Annotated in this window: 23 protein-coding genes; 11 read left to right on the plus strand and 12 right to left on the minus strand. The window is 42.1% G+C overall.

Features of this window, described 5'->3' with window-relative positions; genetic code table 11:
- Nucleotides 1-96 precede the first annotated feature (96 nt).
- From HUX68_RS06800 to HUX68_RS06815, 4 genes are all read left to right on the plus strand, one after another.
- Nucleotides 97-1,116: a potassium channel family protein gene (locus tag HUX68_RS06800; RefSeq protein ID WP_174614118.1), complete on the plus strand. Its 1,020-nt coding sequence runs from the start codon at nucleotides 97-99 to the stop codon at nucleotides 1,114-1,116.
- Between the two features lie 87 nt (nucleotides 1,117-1,203).
- A complete protein-coding gene (gene yugI / locus HUX68_RS06805; protein WP_174614119.1) occupies nucleotides 1,204-1,581 on the plus strand; it encodes a S1 domain-containing post-transcriptional regulator GSP13 in 378 nt (125 codons plus the stop codon).
- A 138-nt stretch (nucleotides 1,582-1,719) separates the two neighbouring features.
- Nucleotides 1,720-3,054, plus strand: coding sequence for a glucose-6-phosphate isomerase (locus HUX68_RS06810; RefSeq protein ID WP_174614120.1), 1,335 nt, complete (start codon nucleotides 1,720-1,722; stop codon nucleotides 3,052-3,054).
- 352 nt (nucleotides 3,055-3,406) lie between these two features.
- Entirely contained in the window at nucleotides 3,407-4,576 is a 1,170-nt protein-coding gene (locus HUX68_RS06815; protein WP_174614121.1) for a MalY/PatB family protein, read from the plus strand.
- A 40-nt stretch (nucleotides 4,577-4,616) separates the two neighbouring features.
- Here HUX68_RS06815 and HUX68_RS06820 read toward each other — a convergent pair whose 3' ends face one another.
- Together HUX68_RS06820 and HUX68_RS06825 are read right to left on the minus strand one after the other, a co-directional pair.
- The gene (locus HUX68_RS06820) at nucleotides 4,617-5,189 is read right to left on the minus strand and encodes a superoxide dismutase family protein (RefSeq protein WP_174614122.1); all 573 of its coding nucleotides are present in this window, start codon (nucleotides 5,187-5,189) and stop codon (nucleotides 4,617-4,619) included.
- Nucleotides 5,190-5,269: 80 nt separating this feature from the next.
- The gene (locus HUX68_RS06825) at nucleotides 5,270-5,452 is read right to left on the minus strand and encodes a hypothetical protein (protein WP_174614123.1); all 183 of its coding nucleotides are present in this window, start codon (nucleotides 5,450-5,452) and stop codon (nucleotides 5,270-5,272) included.
- Between the two features lie 110 nt (nucleotides 5,453-5,562).
- On the opposite strand from HUX68_RS06825, the gene kapB reads away from it, so the two are divergent.
- Complete coding sequence (gene kapB / locus HUX68_RS06830; protein WP_174614124.1) at nucleotides 5,563-5,955, plus strand: kinase-associated lipoprotein KapB; 393 nt, start codon at nucleotides 5,563-5,565, stop codon at nucleotides 5,953-5,955.
- 88 nt (nucleotides 5,956-6,043) lie between these two features.
- Here the strand turns inward: kapB and HUX68_RS06835 are convergent, their stop codons facing one another.
- The 3 genes from HUX68_RS06835 to HUX68_RS06845 form a co-directional block, all read right to left on the minus strand.
- Nucleotides 6,044-7,222, minus strand: a complete 1,179-nt coding sequence (locus tag HUX68_RS06835; RefSeq protein ID WP_174614125.1) for a cation:proton antiporter — start codon at nucleotides 7,220-7,222, stop codon at nucleotides 6,044-6,046.
- A gap of 6 nt (nucleotides 7,223-7,228) precedes the next feature.
- The gene (locus tag HUX68_RS06840; protein ID WP_174614126.1) at nucleotides 7,229-7,717 is read right to left on the minus strand and encodes a cation:proton antiporter regulatory subunit; all 489 of its coding nucleotides are present in this window, start codon (nucleotides 7,715-7,717) and stop codon (nucleotides 7,229-7,231) included.
- 230 nt (nucleotides 7,718-7,947) lie between these two features.
- Nucleotides 7,948-8,211 carry a phosphocarrier protein HPr gene (locus HUX68_RS06845; protein ID WP_174616369.1) on the minus strand — a complete coding sequence of 88 codons (264 nt, stop codon included), beginning with the start codon at nucleotides 8,209-8,211 and terminating at the stop codon, nucleotides 7,948-7,950.
- A 198-nt stretch (nucleotides 8,212-8,409) separates the two neighbouring features.
- On the opposite strand from HUX68_RS06845, the gene deoD reads away from it, so the two are divergent.
- From deoD to HUX68_RS06860, 3 genes are all read left to right on the plus strand, one after another.
- Entirely contained in the window at nucleotides 8,410-9,117 is a 708-nt protein-coding gene (gene deoD, locus HUX68_RS06850; protein ID WP_174614127.1) for a purine-nucleoside phosphorylase, read from the plus strand.
- Nucleotides 9,118-9,245: 128 nt separating this feature from the next.
- Complete coding sequence (locus HUX68_RS06855) at nucleotides 9,246-9,845, plus strand: biotin transporter BioY (RefSeq protein WP_174614128.1); 600 nt, start codon at nucleotides 9,246-9,248, stop codon at nucleotides 9,843-9,845.
- A 165-nt stretch (nucleotides 9,846-10,010) separates the two neighbouring features.
- Nucleotides 10,011-10,484 (plus strand): divergent PAP2 family protein, encoded by a 474-nt coding sequence (locus HUX68_RS06860; protein WP_174614129.1) that lies wholly within the window; start codon nucleotides 10,011-10,013, stop codon nucleotides 10,482-10,484.
- 38 nt (nucleotides 10,485-10,522) lie between these two features.
- Here HUX68_RS06860 and HUX68_RS06865 read toward each other — a convergent pair whose 3' ends face one another.
- Complete coding sequence (locus HUX68_RS06865; RefSeq protein WP_425509536.1) at nucleotides 10,523-11,212, minus strand: 3D domain-containing protein; 690 nt, start codon at nucleotides 11,210-11,212, stop codon at nucleotides 10,523-10,525.
- 55 nt (nucleotides 11,213-11,267) lie between these two features.
- On the minus strand, nucleotides 11,268-11,579 hold the full coding sequence (locus tag HUX68_RS06870) for a YuiB family protein (protein WP_174614131.1): 312 nt from the start codon (nucleotides 11,577-11,579) through the stop codon (nucleotides 11,268-11,270).
- 221 nt (nucleotides 11,580-11,800) lie between these two features.
- Between HUX68_RS06870 and HUX68_RS06875 the strand changes: the two genes are divergently transcribed.
- Nucleotides 11,801-12,784, plus strand: coding sequence for an NAD(P)/FAD-dependent oxidoreductase (locus HUX68_RS06875; RefSeq protein ID WP_174614132.1), 984 nt, complete (start codon nucleotides 11,801-11,803; stop codon nucleotides 12,782-12,784).
- Here the strand turns inward: HUX68_RS06875 and HUX68_RS06880 are convergent.
- The 4 genes from HUX68_RS06880 to HUX68_RS06895 all read right to left on the minus strand — a co-directional run bounded on the left by HUX68_RS06880 (nucleotide 12,781) and on the right by HUX68_RS06895 (nucleotide 14,801).
- Nucleotides 12,781-13,086: a hypothetical protein gene (locus tag HUX68_RS06880; protein WP_174614133.1), complete on the minus strand. Its 306-nt coding sequence runs from the start codon at nucleotides 13,084-13,086 to the stop codon at nucleotides 12,781-12,783. The genes HUX68_RS06875 and HUX68_RS06880 overlap by 4 nt on opposite strands.
- Before the next feature lie 75 nt (nucleotides 13,087-13,161).
- Nucleotides 13,162-13,518, minus strand: coding sequence for a HesB/IscA family protein (locus tag HUX68_RS06885; protein WP_174614134.1), 357 nt, complete (start codon nucleotides 13,516-13,518; stop codon nucleotides 13,162-13,164).
- An 81-nt stretch (nucleotides 13,519-13,599) separates the two neighbouring features.
- Nucleotides 13,600-14,457 (minus strand): diaminopimelate epimerase, encoded by an 858-nt coding sequence (dapF, locus tag HUX68_RS06890; protein WP_174614135.1) that lies wholly within the window; start codon nucleotides 14,455-14,457, stop codon nucleotides 13,600-13,602.
- A 17-nt stretch (nucleotides 14,458-14,474) separates the two neighbouring features.
- Complete coding sequence (locus tag HUX68_RS06895; RefSeq protein ID WP_174614136.1) at nucleotides 14,475-14,801, minus strand: YuzD family protein; 327 nt, start codon at nucleotides 14,799-14,801, stop codon at nucleotides 14,475-14,477.
- A 150-nt stretch (nucleotides 14,802-14,951) separates the two neighbouring features.
- Between HUX68_RS06895 and HUX68_RS06900 the strand changes: the two genes are divergently transcribed.
- Nucleotides 14,952-15,176 (plus strand): NifU family protein, encoded by a 225-nt coding sequence (locus tag HUX68_RS06900; RefSeq protein ID WP_174614137.1) that lies wholly within the window; start codon nucleotides 14,952-14,954, stop codon nucleotides 15,174-15,176.
- An 872-nt stretch (nucleotides 15,177-16,048) separates the two neighbouring features.
- A complete protein-coding gene (gene ltrA / locus HUX68_RS06905) occupies nucleotides 16,049-17,218 on the plus strand; it encodes a group II intron reverse transcriptase/maturase (protein ID WP_174614138.1) in 1,170 nt (389 codons plus the stop codon).
- Between the two features lie 142 nt (nucleotides 17,219-17,360).
- On the opposite strand, the gene HUX68_RS06910 is transcribed toward ltrA, so the two are convergent.
- On the minus strand, nucleotides 17,361-18,329 hold the full coding sequence (locus HUX68_RS06910) for a 2-hydroxyacid dehydrogenase (protein WP_174614139.1): 969 nt from the start codon (nucleotides 18,327-18,329) through the stop codon (nucleotides 17,361-17,363).
- Nucleotides 18,330-18,334 lie beyond the last annotated feature (5 nt).

An 18,334-nucleotide genomic window follows, 5' to 3' on the forward strand; every position in this document is an offset into this window, starting at 1 on the left:
TCACCATTTAACAGGGTGAGTTTTTTACACTATGAATAGGATTATTATGCTGTTGCCTATACTATCCATATACTATTTTTTACAAAAGGTGACTTCATGAATATCGAAACGTTTAAACATATTTATTTTCGCATGCCGATAATGGTAAGACTGCTGCTCTCGGTATTTGTATTAATGCTGACATTCGGCATCATCATTAACATGGTGGAGCCGGAAGAGTTTCCAACGATCCTTGATGGTGTATGGTGGGCGGTCGTGACAGGTGCAACTGTCGGCTATGGAGATATGGTTCCAGAAACAATACCCGGCCGAATTATTGGCATGTTACTGATTCTATCAGGTGGTGGTTTGCTGACATTTTACATTACGACCTTCTCATCAGCTACCGTCAATCACGAGCACGAACTCTCCCAAGGGAAAATAGCCTATAAAGGAAAAAAACATATTATCGTCGTCGGCTGGAATGAACGAACAAGACAACTTGTCAGAATGATAAATGATAAGGATGCGACAGTGGAAATGGTATTGATCGACCGTACCGTCAACCATTTGCCTTATCAACACTTTCCGGTACATTTCATTCAAGGCGACCCGAGTGAGGATGCGACCCTCGCTCAGGCTAACATTGAGCATGCAGCCTCCGTCATTATAACTTCAGACATTACAAAGAAAGAACGACAGGCCGATGTCTTAACAATTTTGACGACCGTTGCAGTCCGTGGTAACAATGAGTATGTCCCGATCAATGCCGAAATTCTGTCGATTGCGCAAGTCGACAACGCAATTCGCGCAGGTGCTACGACGGTAATCAGTTCCAATGACTTTATGAGTACACTGTTTTACCATGAAATTTTCCATAAAGAATCCACCCGGCCATTTGAAACCATCCTGAACATGTTAAACAGTCAACAGTTTATTCAAAAACCAATTCCTGAAAAAATGATAGATTATACATTTCAGGATTGTCTGACACATTTATTACAGGAACGGGAGCTGCTGATTGGCATAATCCGTGATGAAAGCTGGGAGATGAACCCCTCTCCCGATTTTAAACTGCAAGAAGCTGACATGCTGATAGTACTTGAATCCTGGAAGCAAAATCCCCCGAACAATTAAATATACCATTTTTGCTTCAATAGAGTATTTGTGTTAAAATATTTTATTGTGTAAAAAGAATCGAATAAGGTATAGGAGTTGTTCAGCATGCTAGAAAAGTTTGAGATTGATCAAATTTTGGAAGGAAAAGTTACAGGAATTCAACCATATGGTGCATTTGTTGCTTTGGACGAGGAAACGCAAGGATTGGTTCACATCTCCGAGGTGACGCACGGATATGTTAAAGATATTAATGATCATTTGGCTGTTGGGGACAATGTAAATGTAAAAATTTTGAACATTGATGAAGAAAACAACAAAGTATCATTATCCATCCGTGCGACAGAAGAACCGCCTAAAAAAAGCCCCAAACCTGGTAATAACAAAGCACAGGAAGACTCAAATGCAGGCTTTAACACACTGAAAGACAAACTCGAAGAATGGATTGAACAATCAAAAGAACGTGAAGGTACTTTTAAGAAGTAGAACAAAAGGCATTTTTCAGGGAACGATTAATCGGCGTTCCTCTGAAGGATGCCTTTTCTGTATCCCCCAAAAGTTCATTCTTGATTTAGCCGGATAACTTGGATAAAGTGAATGTAAGTTCAACCTAAGGAGGATATCATGACACACGTATCATTTTCATACAGCAAAGCATTACCATTTTTACAACAAAACGAGCTTGATTATTTGAAACCGCAAGTTGAACAGGCGCACCGGGCGTTACATACTAAAACAGGTCAAGGAAATGATTTTCTGGGCTGGCTTGATCTCCCGGAAGCGTATGATAAAGAACAATTTTCACGAATTAAAAAAGCAGCCGATAAGATCCGAAACGATTCAGATGTCCTCCTGGTCATTGGTATCGGTGGATCTTATCAGGGCGCTCGTGCAGCGCTGGAAATGCTGAATCATTCATTCGGACTTAACCCGAATGGACCGCAAATTATTTTTGCAGGACATCAGCTGAGTTCAACCTACTTGCATGAATTATTTGATGCACTAGAAGGTAAAGATGTTTCGATTAACGTCATTTCCAAGAGCGGAACAACAACGGAACCGGCCATCGCATTCCGTATCTTTAAAAAATATCTGATTGAAAAATACGGTGAATCTGAAGCACTTCAGCGAATTTACGCAACGACGGATAAAGCAAAAGGTGCTTTGAAAACTTCAGCTGATCAGGAAGGATATGAAACCTTTGTCATTCCGGATGATGTCGGCGGACGCTATTCGGTTCTGACCGCAGTTGGATTGCTGCCAATTGCTGTCAGTGGTATTTCCATTGACGACATTATGCAGGGTGCACGTAAAGCAATGGATGACTTAAATAATGCTGACCTTGAAGAAAACCCGGCATACCAGTACGCAGCGGTACGGAATATTCTTTACAATAAAGGAAAAACAATTGAAATGTTAATCAATTATGATCCGCAGCTACAGTATGTTGCTGAGTGGTGGAAGCAATTATTTGGTGAAAGTGAAGGCAAAGATCAGAAAGGCATCTTTCCTGCATCAGCTAATTTTACAACCGACCTCCATTCGATGGGACAGTATATTCAGGACGGCCGGCGGGATCTTTTTGAAACGACTTTGCATGTCACCAATCCAAAACATAACATAACGCTTGAATCGGATGAATCCAATTCCGACGGACTCAACTACCTTGCAGGAAAAACGATTCATGATATTAATAATAAAGCATTTCAGGGCACCATGCTCGCCCACACAGATGGCGGTGTGCCTAACCTGGTTGTCGAGCTGCCGGCACTTGATGCATACACATTCGGTTACATGGTTTACTTTTTTGAAAAGGCATGTGCAATCAGCGGATACCTGCTTGGAGTAAATCCGTTCGACCAGCCCGGCGTGGAAGCATATAAGAAAAACATGTTTGCGCTGCTGGGTAAACCCGGCTTTGAAGACCAAAAAGCCGACCTGGAAAATCGCTTAAAATAATAAATTTCCAGTACAGAAAAAAATTACAATTTTATTGTCAAATTATGTTTATATAGTTGAAATCCGGGTATAACTATAAATGTAAGACTTTCTCGTATTCCCCCTGTAAAGCAAGGCGTTTTAACGCTTTGCTTCTTTTTTGTTTAAATGGAAGGTTTACTTTAACGTACATCGGGTTGGGTGCTTCCCAGATCGGGTGGAGCCACTTCCCTATTGAACGGAACATTCCCGAATCAAGTAATACCACTTACCCCCTATTTGATTCTACCCATAAGAACAACCCGTTTATCGGGCTCTTAAACTTCAATTTTGTTATACTTTACGTAGATAAAATTTCTGCAGGAGGTTTACTATGGGAATATTTGAAGAAATTCACGACCGCAAAAACACAAGATCCGTCAAGTGGGATATGCTGAAGCCGGTTTTTCAGACCGATGATTTGCTGCCGATGTGGGTTGCCGATATGGACTTCAAGGCACCACAGGCTGTTAATGATGCATTAAAAGAACGTGCGGAACATGGTATTTATGGGTATACCATTATTGATGAAAATATAAAAGGGTCCATATCCAACTGGATTGAAAAGCACCATAATTGGACAGTGAAACAGGATTGGCTATCATTCAGCCCCGGTGTTGTGGCAAGTCTGCACATGGCGATTCAGACTTTCACAAAGCCAAACGATAAAATATTGATCCAAACACCGGTTTATACACCTTTTTATAAAGTGATCGAGGGGCATGACCGGCAAATCGTGAAGAATGAACTTCAACAAAAGGATAACTACTACAAAATTGATTTTGACGACATGGAGGAAAAATTAAAAAATGTGCAGGCACTTCTTCTGTGTTCACCACACAACCCTGTCGGAAGGGTTTGGAAAAAGGATGAACTAATGAAAATGGCTGAACTGTGCCTGAAACATAACGTGCTGATTTTATCCGATGAAATTCACGCTGATCTTATCTATCCGGATCAAAACCATACGCCAATTGCGTCCCTTTCTAAGGATATTGCCGATCAAACAATCACATTCATGTCACCATCGAAAACTTTTAACCTGGCGGGGCTGCAGGCATCGTATATCATTACTTCCGATAAGGAAAAACGTGTTGCCCTGGAGAAAAAATTAGGTGAACAAGGGCATCATATGTTAAATACAATGGGAAGCACTGCTCTTTACGCAGCATATTCATACGGAGAGGAATGGCTTGAAGAACTGAAGCATGTATTAAAAGAAAATCGGGACTACGCAACCAAAATGCTTGAAGAAAAAACAGACGGGCTGTTGCAAGTAACCCGTTCAGAAGGCACCTATCTGTTATGGATTGACTGCAGTAATTTGGATATGGACAAAACGGAATTAAAAAAATTCATGATTGAAAATGCCAAAGTCGGCCTGAACGCCGGAGCCGAATATGGTAATGAAGGTGATGCGTTTATGCGCATGAATCTGGCCTGTCCGAAAAAAACAGTGGAACAAGGCGTTGCTCGCATTATTCAGGCAGTAAATAACTTGTAACTATGAAGACTCGCCAACTCATTGTTGGCGAGCCGTTTATTTATTTTTCCTGTTGTTTTTCATTAAATTGTGTTGGATCAGTCGGGGAATTTTTAGTGCCCTTGTCCTTGCTGGTGGTAATTTTGCCACAGGCAATCCGCGGCCCGGAGTCGCCACTCGGCTGGCTCACCCCATCATCCTGGCCTGCAGTAATTACAAGCGAGGTTCCGTCACCCTCCGTCAATGAATTTTTGCCATCAAGTAACGTTGCCTTCGGAAGCATCAGCTCCGCTTCAACAAGACCGCCCGAATCAGCTTCAATGTTTGGCAGATCACCGAGATGAGCGCCTTTCGGATGCATCAGGCCATGCTCCTTTCCTCCAGGATTCAGATGATTTCCAGCACTTTTAAAATCCGGAGCCTCACATTCAGCAAATTCATGCACATGAATACCGTGAAATCCCGGTTCAAGACCTTCCAACTTTAATTTCACCTGTACCCCATCAGGTCGTTCCGTCAGTTTTGCCGTACCAATCATACTCTCGTCCTGGTTATACATATTGACAGTTTTATTTGTTTCATTTGGCTGACAAGCCGTCAACAGCAATAGTAATATAATGATTAAAACCCTCATCGTCGCCGCTCCTTTACAAACACTTTACGAGTAGTATCTGCAAAGGACCAAAATTTAAACGGACCAATTTTTATGGTCCGTCACTCTTTGTCATGGTTATTCAGTTTATGCTGATATTGCTGATTAAACTCTTTCTCTTCTTTTTTGGACTTTTTATAAAAAAGATACATTGCCACTGCGGCACCAATCATAAAAATAATCAGTGTTATCACTGCAGGAATATATTCCGTTTTATCTTCCGGAAAATAAAGAAATTCCATCATCGTTATCACGTCCTCATTGGCAAGTATAACATTTTTTAATAATCTGCGGAACAATGATTAGCCTTTCACTTTAATTTTTGGCACAATGGAAATCAAGGGAGGTACACGATATGACAATTTCAATCGGGGATACTGTACAAGTAAAATATAATTCAGGAAAATATATTGGTGAAGTTGTGGAAGATCGGGGAGACCGTATTCTGGTAAAAACAATGGCCGTTCAAAAGCATCCGAAACAGGGAGACCTGCATAATCTCGGACAGGTTGACGGTGTTTTTTTTCATGAGCGAAAAGCACTGGCACACTATGAAAAAATGAACGTTGTCCGCTCTGCTGCGCGTCTATTCGACGAAGAAGTTCCGGGATACAGTGAATCATTGCGCACTGCAATCGACGAACTGAAAAAAACTCTTACAAAAAAAGATACAGAATACAATCAAATGGCATTGGAAAATTTAAAAAACCTGGAAGAACACGACTATACGAAAAGCTATTATAGATAACGATGATTAAGCTTCAGTACCAATCTGCAGCCGCTACAGAAACAGAAAAAAGAGTCTCACACAGTATATTTGTGAGGCTCTTTTTTCCTTACACGGTTGGAACGCGTAAATTTTTCTTTTTTTTCGGTGGCTTTCCGTATATTTTTGTTGTTATCTTAGGTGCGTAGTTAAACAAGAGCATTCCAAGAAATGCTGTAATAATAATGTATATACCGCCAAAAATCTTGATTGATCCGGCAGCGATTCCGGCAATGACAACGGAAAACTCACCTCGTGCACACAGGGAAAGCCCAGCCCTTAATGCAACCCGTTTTGGAAGACCATAAAGTTTTCCGCCAATAATACCGACCAATATCTTTGCAATAAATGACCAGGCAACAAGTGCAATTAACATGCCTATAAATGGAACACCTTCCCCCAATTCAATGGTTGTCCCGAAATAGACAAAAAATGTTGGCAGCATTAGGTCCCGGACCGGTGTAACGGTTCCTTCAACCTGCTCAATTTTACCGATTTCCGCAAGCATAACACCTGCCAGAAACGCACCTAGTACTTCGGATAATCCCAAATAAACAGCAAATCCGCCAAAGGTTACCGCAATTCCCACCAACAGAACAATTTTAAAATCTTCATCATCGATTCGCAGCAGAAATTTTTCCACATGTTTAAACACTGTTTTACCAAGAATAATTGCAAGAAGTGCCAGTCCGATTATTTTACCTACCAATAACAGCATATCCATGCTGGTAAACTGGTCGCCGCTGCTCAATGCAATAATAATAGCGATCAAAATGGGAGCAACAAGATCCTCAAAAACCAATATGCCTAACACATATTCCGTTTCAGCATTTGCCATCCTTCCTTTATCATCAAGAAGTTTGGCTGTTATCGTTGAACTGGTCGCATACGCAATACTCCCTATGACAAACGCATCGAACCAAGCCATTCCGAACAGTACAGCAATGAAAATCGAAACAAATAAACACAGAATCACATCGATTAAGCCGGAGCTCCAAATCTTTTTGGCCATTCCGCCCAATCGTTCCATATTAAATTCAAGCCCCAGTAAAAAGAACAACAACACAATAGCTATTTCACTTGAAAAATGCAGGATTTCATTTTCGTGCAGTAAACCTGCTATCGAAATCCCAAATAGAATATAAAGAATAACATTCGGAAACCTGGTACGGAATCCGATGTATCCCAATATAAAAATACCTAATAAAACTAAGCCGGCACCCAGCAACGCAGGGACATCATTCCACAAACAGCATCATTCCTCACCCTTACAGAGTTTGGACAATGTGGAGATTTGTTCTTCTTTTCCTACAGACATGAGAACATCTCCTGGTTTCAATGTGGTGTCGGCTTCTGGTATTGCGATAACATCTTCACCATGGACAATTCCAATAATTGTTGCACCCGTTTGATTCCTTACATCGGACTCCTCGATCGTTTTATTCGCAAGAACCGACTTTTCATCGAGTGTAATATAATCAATAATAATCTGCCGCTTAAACATACGCATTTTATCAATTCCAACCGGCTGATATGTGGCTCCAAGCAATTGGGCTGCAATTTCTCTCGTTTCATCTGGCGTTAAATCCATTGCAAAATCAGCTTCATCATTTTCCGCATCATCAAAGAAATAAAGCTCTCTTTTGCCGGTATGATGAACGATGATAACTAACATATCATCTTCAGCAGTTTTCAATGAAATTTTTTGACCAATCCCCGGTAACTGGGATACAGAAATATTCATTCTTGTCACCTCTTTATTGTCTGTTTTCCATATGCATTAACAGAAAAACCCGGCATTCGTTTCGATCGCAGTGAGTGCCAACGTTTTTCTGATAAAACATTAGAAAAACTCAGTATTCACCCCGTCTTACAGCGAGTGCTGAAGTTTTTCCCATAAGGTCTGTCATCATTTATATTTTCTATCTTATTAAAAATAAAAAACCTAGAGGCATTATCTCTAGGCTAATTTCTTTATTCTCCCAGATGCTCTTTCATGACTTCTGTTACGCCTTTGATTGCTTCTTCCTCATCACCGCCGGTTGCGGTAATTTTCACTTCAGCATCTTTTGGAATTCCAAGCGACATAACACCCATGATTGATTTCAGGTTGACGCTTTTCTCTTTATAGGAAATTTCAATTTCTGATTCAAATTGTCCCGCTTTATTCACCAGTAATGTAGCCGGGCGTGCGTGAACCCCGGTATCCGCTGTGATTTTATACGTTTGTTCCTGCATATTATTCATCCTTCCACCTGTATGTTCATTTATGTAGATTTATAATCTGCACTAAGTTTATTATAAACAATAACTGCTTATTTGGAAACCCAAAAGTTAATCATTCCGTTTATCTATTTTACACCACTTATTTGTTTTTAAACACGCAATGTGATACCGTTACCTTGAATAATACCGAATCTTAGGAGGTTCATGAAAATGAGTGTTCATATAGGGGCTAAAAAAGGTGACATTGCCGATAAAATTCTTCTGCCGGGTGATCCTCTAAGGGCGAAATTCATCGCGGAAACATTTTTGGAAGATGTAAGCCAATACAATAAAGTACGCGGCATGTACGGATACACAGGTACATACAAAGGTGAACGCATCTCCGTCCAGGGAACCGGGATGGGTGTTCCATCCATTTCCATTTATGTTAATGAACTGATTCAAAGTTATGATGTACAAAAATTATTGCGAGTAGGAACGTGTGGAGCTATCCAAAAAGATGTCAAAGTACGTGACGTCATTCTTGCCCAGGGTGCTACAACTGATTCCAAAATGAATCAAATGATTTTTGACGGTATTGACTATGCACCAATTGCCGATTTTGACCTGCTGAAAAATGCCTATGACACCGGGGTTGAAAAAGGCATGAACTTACGAGTCGGCAACGTTTTCACAAGTGATACATTCTATCGTGATAATGCACAGGAAATCAATGAGCTGCTTGCCAAATATAAAGTGCTGGCAATTGAGATGGAAACAACTGCACTTTACACACTTGCCGCAAAATTTGATCGCCAGGCATTGTCCGTACTGACCGTGTCCGATCATATCCTTACCGGTGAGGAAACAACATCAGAAGAGCGTCAAACAACATTTAACGAAATGATGGAAATTGCTCTGGATGCGGCAATCAAATAATCGGACTGACAGGCACTTTCAAATTTTGGAAGCGCCTGTCTTTTCTTTTTATTGTTTACCATATTAATAATAAGTTGACAATATTCTGCTGTTCCATTTATGATTATAGATGGAAGGGAGAGAACGTCATGAATGATTTAAAAGCAACTGACCTTACTTTTGGTGCAGTCTTTGTTTGCCTGATGACAGTTGGGGCTAATATCGCAGTCTGGTTTCCAATGCTGGCTATCCCCATTGGCGGCGCATCCGTCCCGATTTCACTGCAAACTTTTTTTGCCATACTTGCTGGACTGATGCTCGGAAGGAAGCTTGGAAGCATTTCGATGATTACGTACATACTAGTTGGTGTTGCTGGTGTTCCAGTTTTTGCAAACATGTCTGCTGGACCAATGGCACTTGTTTCACCAACCGGCGGATTTATTTTCTCATTTGTATTCATTGCATTTTTTTCAGGAATGATTGCGGAAATGGGCAAGAAGCCCTCCATTCCAGTGTATACCGCTGCAGCGCTGACAGGTCTGATTTTCAATTATGGAATCGGTGTCACGTATATGTATATTGCCATGAATACGTGGCTTGAGCTGCAGGTAAGCTATCAGGCAGCATGGATTGGAATGATACCATTTCTGATTAAAGATACGGCCCTCGCTGTTCTGGCAGCTGTTTTCATGATCAACCTCGCAAAAAGGGTTCCTGCACGATGGACCTCAACAGCAAAAGCATCATGAAAAAAGTGAACCAACCGATCGATAAGCAATTCAAAGGCATTCCGATACAGGGATGCCTTTTTCGCGTGATAAACGAAGGCCATTGTGATAAAATTGCATATCATACAGCACGATAAGTATTTTAAATTTATCCATGAAAAACAACAGAAAGGATGTTCATGATTCATGGAGCTCATTGCAAATTTCCCATTATTGGCAGCATTATCAGCAATTATTTTTGCCCAGGTTGTTAAAATCCCAATACGGCTTGCAGTTACAGGCGAATTCAAACCGGGTCTCGCCTTCAGTACTGGTGGTATGCCGAGCAGTCATTCTGCGGCAGTTGCTGCATTGACAACCGGAGTTGGAATCATCGAAGGCGTTGCATCAACTATTTTTGCCGTTGCAACGGTTTTCAGCATCATCATTATGTTTGATGCATCCGGTGTCCGCAGGCAAGCTGGTGAACAGGCTGTCGTTCTGAACAGGCTTGTTAACGATTTTCAATACTTTGTTGATGGTGCCAAGGACTGGAATCAAAAAGAGGAATATCAAAAACGCAAAGAGTTGAAGGAACTGCTGGGCCACCAGCCGATCGAAGTGTTTTTCGGGGGTCTGTCAGGAATCACCATCGCCTTTTTGCTTTATCAGCTATACTAAAAACAGGCGTCCCATAAATTCTGGAACGCCTGTTTTGATCAGCTCTTATTTATTTGGTTGCGAAATACCTGCAATGCATGGTTTTCATTCATTTTTTTCAGTTCTTCAGCCGTTAAAGAACCATCACCACGTTCGATGATATATACTTCAACCTTTTTCTTGCCCCATTGCGAATAAACATCTTCCACCGTTTCATAATACAAATCAATTTCATTCCCATTAATCGCTCCGCCTTTATCGGCGACTACACCATAACCGTAGCCCGGAATAAACATAACCGTTCCAATCGGATACACATCCAGATCCGCTGCAATAGTAGAGTACAAGTCTCTTTTGACCTTAATACCGGAATAAGTAATCCCATATAATGGATGCTCCGATGTTTTTCCGGTTGATTCATAACCTGCCGTGTAACCGGTAGCAATCACCGTATTACTTGGATATTGCTTATAATCCACAGCGTCAGCCAAAGTTTGCGGACCTTCAACCCGTTCGCTTGAGATATACCTTTTATCCGGCTGTACAACATTAAGTTCTTTCTTTTTCACCGCAGTATGCCTTTGATCCTTTGAATGATTATCGGCCACCACATTATCGTTCACGATCCGGGCATAAGCATCGGTAAACAATCCATTTGAAAGGGCTGATCCTGCCGTCCATATTACCGCAAGAGACAACAGAAAAATCCCGGCATTTCGAATAAATTTTAGATTTTTCAATGATAACACCTCACTCTGCATGTCATCATTTCCAATCTATTAACTTTTTATTCATGCAATCGGATTAAAACATTTGATAGCCGCTCTTACGAAGGAATCTTATAACAAATCCGGAAACAATGGTACCGATAAATCCGGCGCCAAGAATCGTAATATCAACAACCGTGATATTTATTAACCGGGCAAACGCTTCTGAAAACGCACTGCCGGGATTTTTAAAATATTCCACCGTTGAAAAGTCATCCACAATCATCAGAATAATTATCGGATAAATGAATGCCATCAGCCATGTGCGCCGCAGCAGCATATTTAAAATAAATGCGAGTCCAAAAAATATAACAAAAAACAATAATATCGAAACAACTAATTGAATCAACGCTGTGTCTCCCTTCACACTTACATACAAAGTCCATTTTATATGAAAAAAACACGGGCAACAAGTCCAGCTTCTACCCCTCTTTTCAACAATTTTGCGACAAATAATCAGTATATGTTTTTGTAAAACATAATGCTGTGTTCATTAATACACAGATGCCAGTTGTTTGTGATACGATAGGAATGGTGTTTCAATCGACAACAATAAATGGGGGAATTTCCATGTCAGATAAAATATATGACGTAACAATTATTGGCGCCGGCCCCACTGGCTTATTCACAGCTTTCTATGGCGGAATGCGCCAGGCAAGCGTTAAAATAATTGAAAGTTTACCGCACACTGGCGGGCAGCTGACTGCCCTGTACCCAGAGAAAGATATATATGATATTGCAGGATTTCCAAAGGTTGGTGCACAAGAGCTGGTGGACAACCTGGAAGAACAGGCAAGTCTGTTCGATCCGACAATCGTCCTTGAACAATCCATTCAAAAAATTGAACGGTTGGAAGATGACACATTTAAGCTCATTTCAGATAAAGAGGTTCATTATTCAAAAACAATCATTATCACCGCCGGAAATGGCGCATTCCAGCCACGTCGGTTAAATGTAGGTGAATGTGACAAGTTTGAAGGTGTTAATCTCCATTATCATGTGAAGGATATGAATCAATACAAAGACCAGAACGTCATGCTGCTTGGTGGAGGGGACTCCGCAGTGGATTGGGCGTTGATGCTTGAACCAATTGCGAAAAAGGTCAACCTTGTCCATCGTCGTGATAAATTCAGAGCCCACGAACACAGCGTCGAAAAGCTTATGGCATCAAATGTTGATATTTTAACTCCATTCGTTCCAAAAGAAATCAGCGGAACAGATAAAATTGAAACTGTAACACTTGAGGAAGTTAAGGGCGATAAAAAAATTTCGGTAGATGTTGATTCCGTGCTCTGCAACTACGGATTTGTGTCCACCCTGGGACCTATTAAAGACTGGGGTCTGGAAATCGAAAAGAACAGCATTGTCGTCAACTCACGCATGGAAACAAACATCCCGGGCATCTATGCAGCCGGCGATATTACCACCTATCCCGGCAAAGTCAAACTCATTGCCACCGGATTCGGAGAAGGACCAACTGCTATTAATAATGCTAAACAATACATCGATCCGAAAGCCCGCATCCAGCCAAAGCATTCAACTGCAATGTTTTAATTAGAAAACCCGAACGCTATTTCCAGTGTTCGGGTTTTTTCTATCGTATGATTGATGTTTTCCTCATACAGTTGATGTTTCGCTCGTATGGTCGATGTTTTCCCCGTACGGTCGATGTTTCGCTCGTATGGTTGATGTTTTCCCCGTACGGTTGATGTTTCGCTCGTACGGTCGATGTTTTTCTCATACGGTTGATGTTTCGCTCGTACGGTTGATGTTTCGCTCGTACGGTTGATGTTTCCTCCGTACGGTTGATGTTTCCTCCGTACGGTTGATGTTCCGCTCGTAAAGTTAATGTTCAAGACTTTACAATCAACAGCAAGGACCCGTTTCACACAAAAAGAGCGCCGCTAAAGCGCTCCACTTCCACAAATCATTTAGCAATTTTCCGGCGTGCCCTCACGATTCTTCGCTTTAAACGAAGAGCCGCAGCCGCAAGAAACAATTGCGTTCGGATTCTCAATTGCAAACCCGCCGCCCATCATGTTTTGTTTATAATCAATTGTTGTACCTTCTATAATCGGTTCATCCTGATTGAAAATTACAACCGGGATTCCGTTGATATCATACATATTATCCAAATCATCATTCACGTCGTGTTCAAATCCGAGTGAGTACGAAAGCCCGCTGCAGCCACCACCTTTAATACCGAAACGCAGACGAACACCTTCTTCTTCACCTTGCATCATTTCTTTCACCTGATCAGCTGCTTTATCCGTAATGGTAATAACCATTTTTACCCTCCTCTGTATTTTGACGGTTTTATACGAATCGTTACTATAAGTATACAAACGATGTACGAAACGTTCAAGCAATCAATCCCGGAAAAAATAAACGCCTTCCGTAATGATTTCCGCCCCGCCGGTCATCCAGACCACTCCATTTAAATCCCAATTAACAACCAAATCACCACCGCTCAAGTGGACGGTGACCTCTTTTCCTCGCTCGGACTTTCCATTAAGAACGGCAGCGACAACAGACGCACATGCTCCGGTTCCACATGCCTGGGTAATTCCTGAACCACGCTCCCAGACACGGAAATTCAGTTCATCGGATGAAACCACTTCAACAAATTCAACGTTTACCTGGTCTGGAAACCGCAAATCGTCCGTTATAACCGGCCCCAATTCATGAAGTGGAGCATCTTCAATACGATCCACAAAAAAAATCGCATGCGGATTTCCCATTGAAACCGCGGTAACCTTCAATTCTTTACCATCAGTTACAAAAGGTTCAGCAACAACTTTATCCTCATCTGTACCCATCATTGGAATGAGGGACCGCTGCAAAATCGGTTCACCCATGTTAATTGTTATGTCATTAACAATACCATCCGCGGATGGGACCACCGCTTCGACTACATTGGCTTTCGTTTGAATTTTAAAATCCTCTGTTTCTACAATCCCTTTTTCAACAACATACTTTGCGACGCAGCGTAGTCCGTTTCCACAGTTCATACCTTCAGAGCCATCTTTATTAAAAATCCGCATCCCAACATCCGCAACATCGCTTGGATGAATCACAATCATGCCATCTGATCCGATACCTGTATTGACATCCGATACCCGGCGCGCCACCTCAGGAAAAAAACGCTCATCCAAATCAAAATGAAATAAATCAATATAAATATAATTATTGCCAAGTCCATGCATTTTTGTATAAGGTATCTTCATTTTAAAACCCCGTTCCGTTATGATTGCAATTCGATTCCATGCTTATCCAACTCTTTATAAATGGGCTTAAGCCGTGGAATACCCTCAGCAACCAATTCATCATTTACAAAGACAATCGGATAGAATAAATCCTCTTCAAAAATTCGTTCTGCAAAATCCTGATGTTTTTCAATTTCAGGCGGATTATCAATATCGATATACTCATACGTAATATCATCGGCAACATACTTCCTGCCAATTGCTGCCTGCAACCATTCATACGTATCCTTTGATCCAGGGGCACCAACACAACTCGCACAAATCTGTTCCGCCCCGTAAACGGTAATCTGCAAATTTTTTCCCATATTGACCCCTCACCTTCATAGTTACTTTTATTTTACAAAATATTGATTTAAAGATAAAATAAAAGAAGCTATAATCAGTGAAATAAAATTCTGGATAGATTTTTTCGCCAATTCGGTTTATAATGATAATCAGAAAGGAGAAGATGGATAATGCAAGAGCAAGTACAGGAAGTGTTAAGCAAATTACGCCCATTTTTACTGCGCGACGGTGGAGATGTGGAGTTAATTGATGTTGATGATGATGGCATTGTACTTCTTCGTCTCATGGGTGCGTGTGGCAACTGCCCAAGTTCCACGATTACTTTGAAAGCTGGGATTGAGCGTGCATTAATGGCTGAAGTTCCCGGTGTAACAGAAATCGAACAGGTATTTTAAAAAAATATATACATGAAAGCAGACACCCCATCGTGTCTGCTTTTTTTAGTGTGCCTCACTGTTCCACACTCTAAGTGGTTCAAATCCACTCGATAACTTTATCCTTTCAAGTATCGTAGCCGAAGAAGAATCCTCGCTGATGAGGCAGGATTGACAGGGTGTCCTCTGCGAAGGGGAATCCGAAAGGTCTGCAGGCAAAGTCCAGCCCGGAACATTGTGTGAACCAGAGGTGGCGGCGATGTTGGGTGACCCGCCCAAAAAACGGGGAAACCTGTGCAGTTGCGCACCTTGTAGGGAAACTAGAAAAGGGAAACGACCTACAGGGCACATCGACGTGATTAGGGTCAGGATGGATGGAACAGAGTGTGTGATTACTGGGGGAAGCACTGTAGACTCCTATCGGTAAACACCGGTAGGTAGGGGAGGTATAACCCTAAATGGGGAAAGCCAAACCGAGGGTACTGCAGGTGGCGGATGGCTCCGTAGTAGCGATGAAGTCCGAGCCGATGAAGGCTGGCGACAGTCTGGAGGGGAAAACTCGGATGAGTAGATGCATGATGTCATCTAACCTGTGTCACGATCAAAAGTTGTGATATGGCGGTGAAGGGACCTGCTTCGTCAACATTGTGAATGGAAGTGAGTGGGAGACGTAACGCATTAAATGGAAAGGTTCACCAAGGGGTACGTCCTGCCGAACATGAAAAGCCATGTAAGGATACAGGTGGACTTGCGACCTGAGTACATGATGATTGGATAGGAGCGATTGGCTTTTGCCTAAACACGTAATCCAACATGGTGGAACAAGCGAGGAATCGCCTCTTGTAGTGACCATAAGACCAATGTGGTGAGTAAGCGCGAAGGTGGTGATGAATATGCGACCAAAGCGCAAATTTTATTCCATCATTGATAAGGTGTACCGCATGAGTAACCTGTACGATGCATGGAATGCCGTTAAGACCAATAAAGGTAGCGCCGGGGTAGATGGTGAAACCATCCTATGGTTTGAGGCGCAGTTGGAACAAAATCTTAGAGAAGTCCAACGGCTTTTGAAGCAACAGCGTTATCGACCGGAACCGGTACTACGTCACTATATCCCAAAAGGGGACGGCAAAAAGAAACGACCGCTGGGCATCCCCACTGTAAGGGACCGAATCATCCAACAAGCCGTACGGCAAATGATGGAACCCTTGTTTGACCGGGACTTTTATCCACACAGTTATGGGTTTCGAAAGGGACATTCCCAACATCAGGCAGTGGACGTCGTAAGACGTGCGAAGAAGAATGGGTATGAATACGTGGTGGATTTGGATATCCAATCGTATTTCGATAATATCCCGCATGACTTATTGATGGAAAAAGTCAAAACAAAAATCGCCGACGGGCGAGTACTTGATTTGATTGAAATGTGGTTAAAAGCAGGTGTCATGGAAGACGATCGGTTCTATGACACGACTTCCGGCTCTCCTCAGGGAGGGGTCATATCACCGTTATTGGCGAATGTCTATTTGGATGAATTTGATTGGAAAATGAACCAACAAGGATTTCCAGTTGTACGTTTCGCGGACGATGCGATTATTTTCTGTAAAACGAAGATAAAAGCTAATCGAGCGTATAAAGCAGCTGAAGAGATATTGGAAGGCAATTTAAAGCTCACGATGCATCCCGAAAAGACGAAAGTCGTTCATTTTGATGAAGGATTTCGTTTTCTGGGGTTTCATTTCTGGAAAGACTATCTAGTCCTTCCAGATGAAAGAGCCCGAAAGGTTAAAGATAAAATAAGGCATCTATCAAGAAGACAACAAGGTAAGAGTCTGGCAGAAGTGATTCACAAACTGAATGAAGTCATTCGGGGATTTGCCAATTACTTCAGGATAGGAAATGTCAAAAAGAAATTCGAACGTCTGAATGAATGGATTCGAATGAGGGTGCGAGCTTATATGAGGAAAAAGCGTTCCATGGAGTCGAATTGGCGCATACCCAATAAAGTGTTAGCACAAGCGGGATTGGTTTCAATGGTCAGCTTATTCACCAAACGTTCCTAATTCGTGAGTGAAATAAAGTAACAACTCATTCCCGGAAATGGGGAACTGACGAAGTGAAAGCCGGATGCGGGAAATCTGCACGTCCGGTTTGACGAGGGGTCGGAGGGCGAAAGCCCTCCTCCTACTCTACTTTGATACTCAATTAACCATTATTAACCGGAGTTAATGGATCCTTCCCATTAAACACTGCTGCAAGATTATCAAGACACAGCTTGAGCATTTTGGAGCGGGTTTCCTCACTTGCCGACCCTATGTGCGGCAATGCAACCACATTAGCGAGCTTGACAAGCTGGTGATCAGCACTGATTGGTTCACCTTTGAAAACATCCAATCCAGCGGCACGAATCGTTCCGTCTGTCAACGCATCGTATAAGGCATTCTCATCAACAGTACCACCGCGCGAAACATTCACGAAAACTGCTGACCGCTTCATCTTCCCAAAAGCCTCCCGGTCAAATAAATTCGCAGTTTCATCCGTTAACGGGACAAGACAAACTACAAAATCAGCTTCCGCCAGCAGTTCATCAAATTCTTTATACACCGCACCTAATTCCTGTTCAGCGTCAGGCTTGCGTGACCGTGCATGATACAATACATTCATATCAAAGCCTTTTGCACGACTTGCCACCGCCTGCCCGATTCTGCCCATTCCGACAATTCCGATCGTTTTTTGATGTACATCAGCACCAGCCAGCAAGTATGGTGACCAATTTTCCCAGGCATCTTTTTTAATATATTCACTTGCTTCCACTATCCGACGGGCAGTCGCCATCAGGAGTGCGAATGTCAAATCAGCAGTTGTCGCCGTCAGCACGTCAGGTGTATTCGTTACCGTGACACCCTTCTCCTCTGCAGCAGCAACATCCACATTGTCAAAACCGACCGCCATGTTGGCAACAATTTTCAACTTTTCCGCATGATCCAGCAATTCACGGTCAATCTGCTCGGTCAACAAACAAAGCAGCCCTTCCGCATCATTCACTTCCTTCAACAGCACATCCCGTGGCACTGGTTCATCCGCTTTTTCCCACATCCGAAATGCAAACTGATCCTGATAGGGTTCCAGCAAACTTTCTGGAATCTTCCGTGTTACATAAATAACTGGTTTCACAAATC

This window comes from Virgibacillus ihumii, from assembly GCF_902726655.1.
GTDB lineage: Bacteria > Bacillota > Bacilli > Bacillales > Amphibacillaceae > Lentibacillus > Lentibacillus ihumii.

Coding starts and splice junctions, on each gene's coding strand:
- HUX68_RS06800 (WP_174614118.1), top strand. CDS start 97: ATGAATATCGAAACGTTTAAACATATTTATTTTCGCATGCCGATAATG.
- yugI (WP_174614119.1), top strand. CDS start 1,204: ATGCTAGAAAAGTTTGAGATTGATCAAATTTTGGAAGGAAAAGTTACA.
- HUX68_RS06810 (WP_174614120.1), top strand. CDS start 1,720: ATGACACACGTATCATTTTCATACAGCAAAGCATTACCATTTTTACAA.
- HUX68_RS06815 (WP_174614121.1), top strand. CDS start 3,407: ATGGGAATATTTGAAGAAATTCACGACCGCAAAAACACAAGATCCGTC.
- HUX68_RS06820 (WP_174614122.1), bottom strand. CDS start 5,189: ATGAGGGTTTTAATCATTATATTACTATTGCTGTTGACGGCTTGTCAG.
- HUX68_RS06825 (WP_174614123.1), bottom strand. CDS start 5,452: ATGATGGAATTTCTTTATTTTCCGGAAGATAAAACGGAATATATTCCT.
- kapB (WP_174614124.1), top strand. CDS start 5,563: ATGACAATTTCAATCGGGGATACTGTACAAGTAAAATATAATTCAGGA.
- HUX68_RS06840 (WP_174614126.1), bottom strand. CDS start 7,717: ATGAATATTTCTGTATCCCAGTTACCGGGGATTGGTCAAAAAATTTCA.
- HUX68_RS06845 (WP_174616369.1), bottom strand. CDS start 8,211: ATGCAGGAACAAACGTATAAAATCACAGCGGATACCGGGGTTCACGCA.
- deoD (WP_174614127.1), top strand. CDS start 8,410: ATGAGTGTTCATATAGGGGCTAAAAAAGGTGACATTGCCGATAAAATT.
- HUX68_RS06855 (WP_174614128.1), top strand. CDS start 9,246: ATGAATGATTTAAAAGCAACTGACCTTACTTTTGGTGCAGTCTTTGTT.
- HUX68_RS06860 (WP_174614129.1), top strand. CDS start 10,011: ATGGAGCTCATTGCAAATTTCCCATTATTGGCAGCATTATCAGCAATT.
- HUX68_RS06875 (WP_174614132.1), top strand. CDS start 11,801: ATGTCAGATAAAATATATGACGTAACAATTATTGGCGCCGGCCCCACT.
- HUX68_RS06885 (WP_174614134.1), bottom strand. CDS start 13,518: ATGGTTATTACCATTACGGATAAAGCAGCTGATCAGGTGAAAGAAATG.
- dapF (WP_174614135.1), bottom strand. CDS start 14,457: ATGAAGATACCTTATACAAAAATGCATGGACTTGGCAATAATTATATT.
- HUX68_RS06895 (WP_174614136.1), bottom strand. CDS start 14,801: ATGGGAAAAAATTTGCAGATTACCGTTTACGGGGCGGAACAGATTTGT.
- HUX68_RS06900 (WP_174614137.1), top strand. CDS start 14,952: ATGCAAGAGCAAGTACAGGAAGTGTTAAGCAAATTACGCCCATTTTTA.
- ltrA (WP_174614138.1), top strand. CDS start 16,049: ATGCGACCAAAGCGCAAATTTTATTCCATCATTGATAAGGTGTACCGC.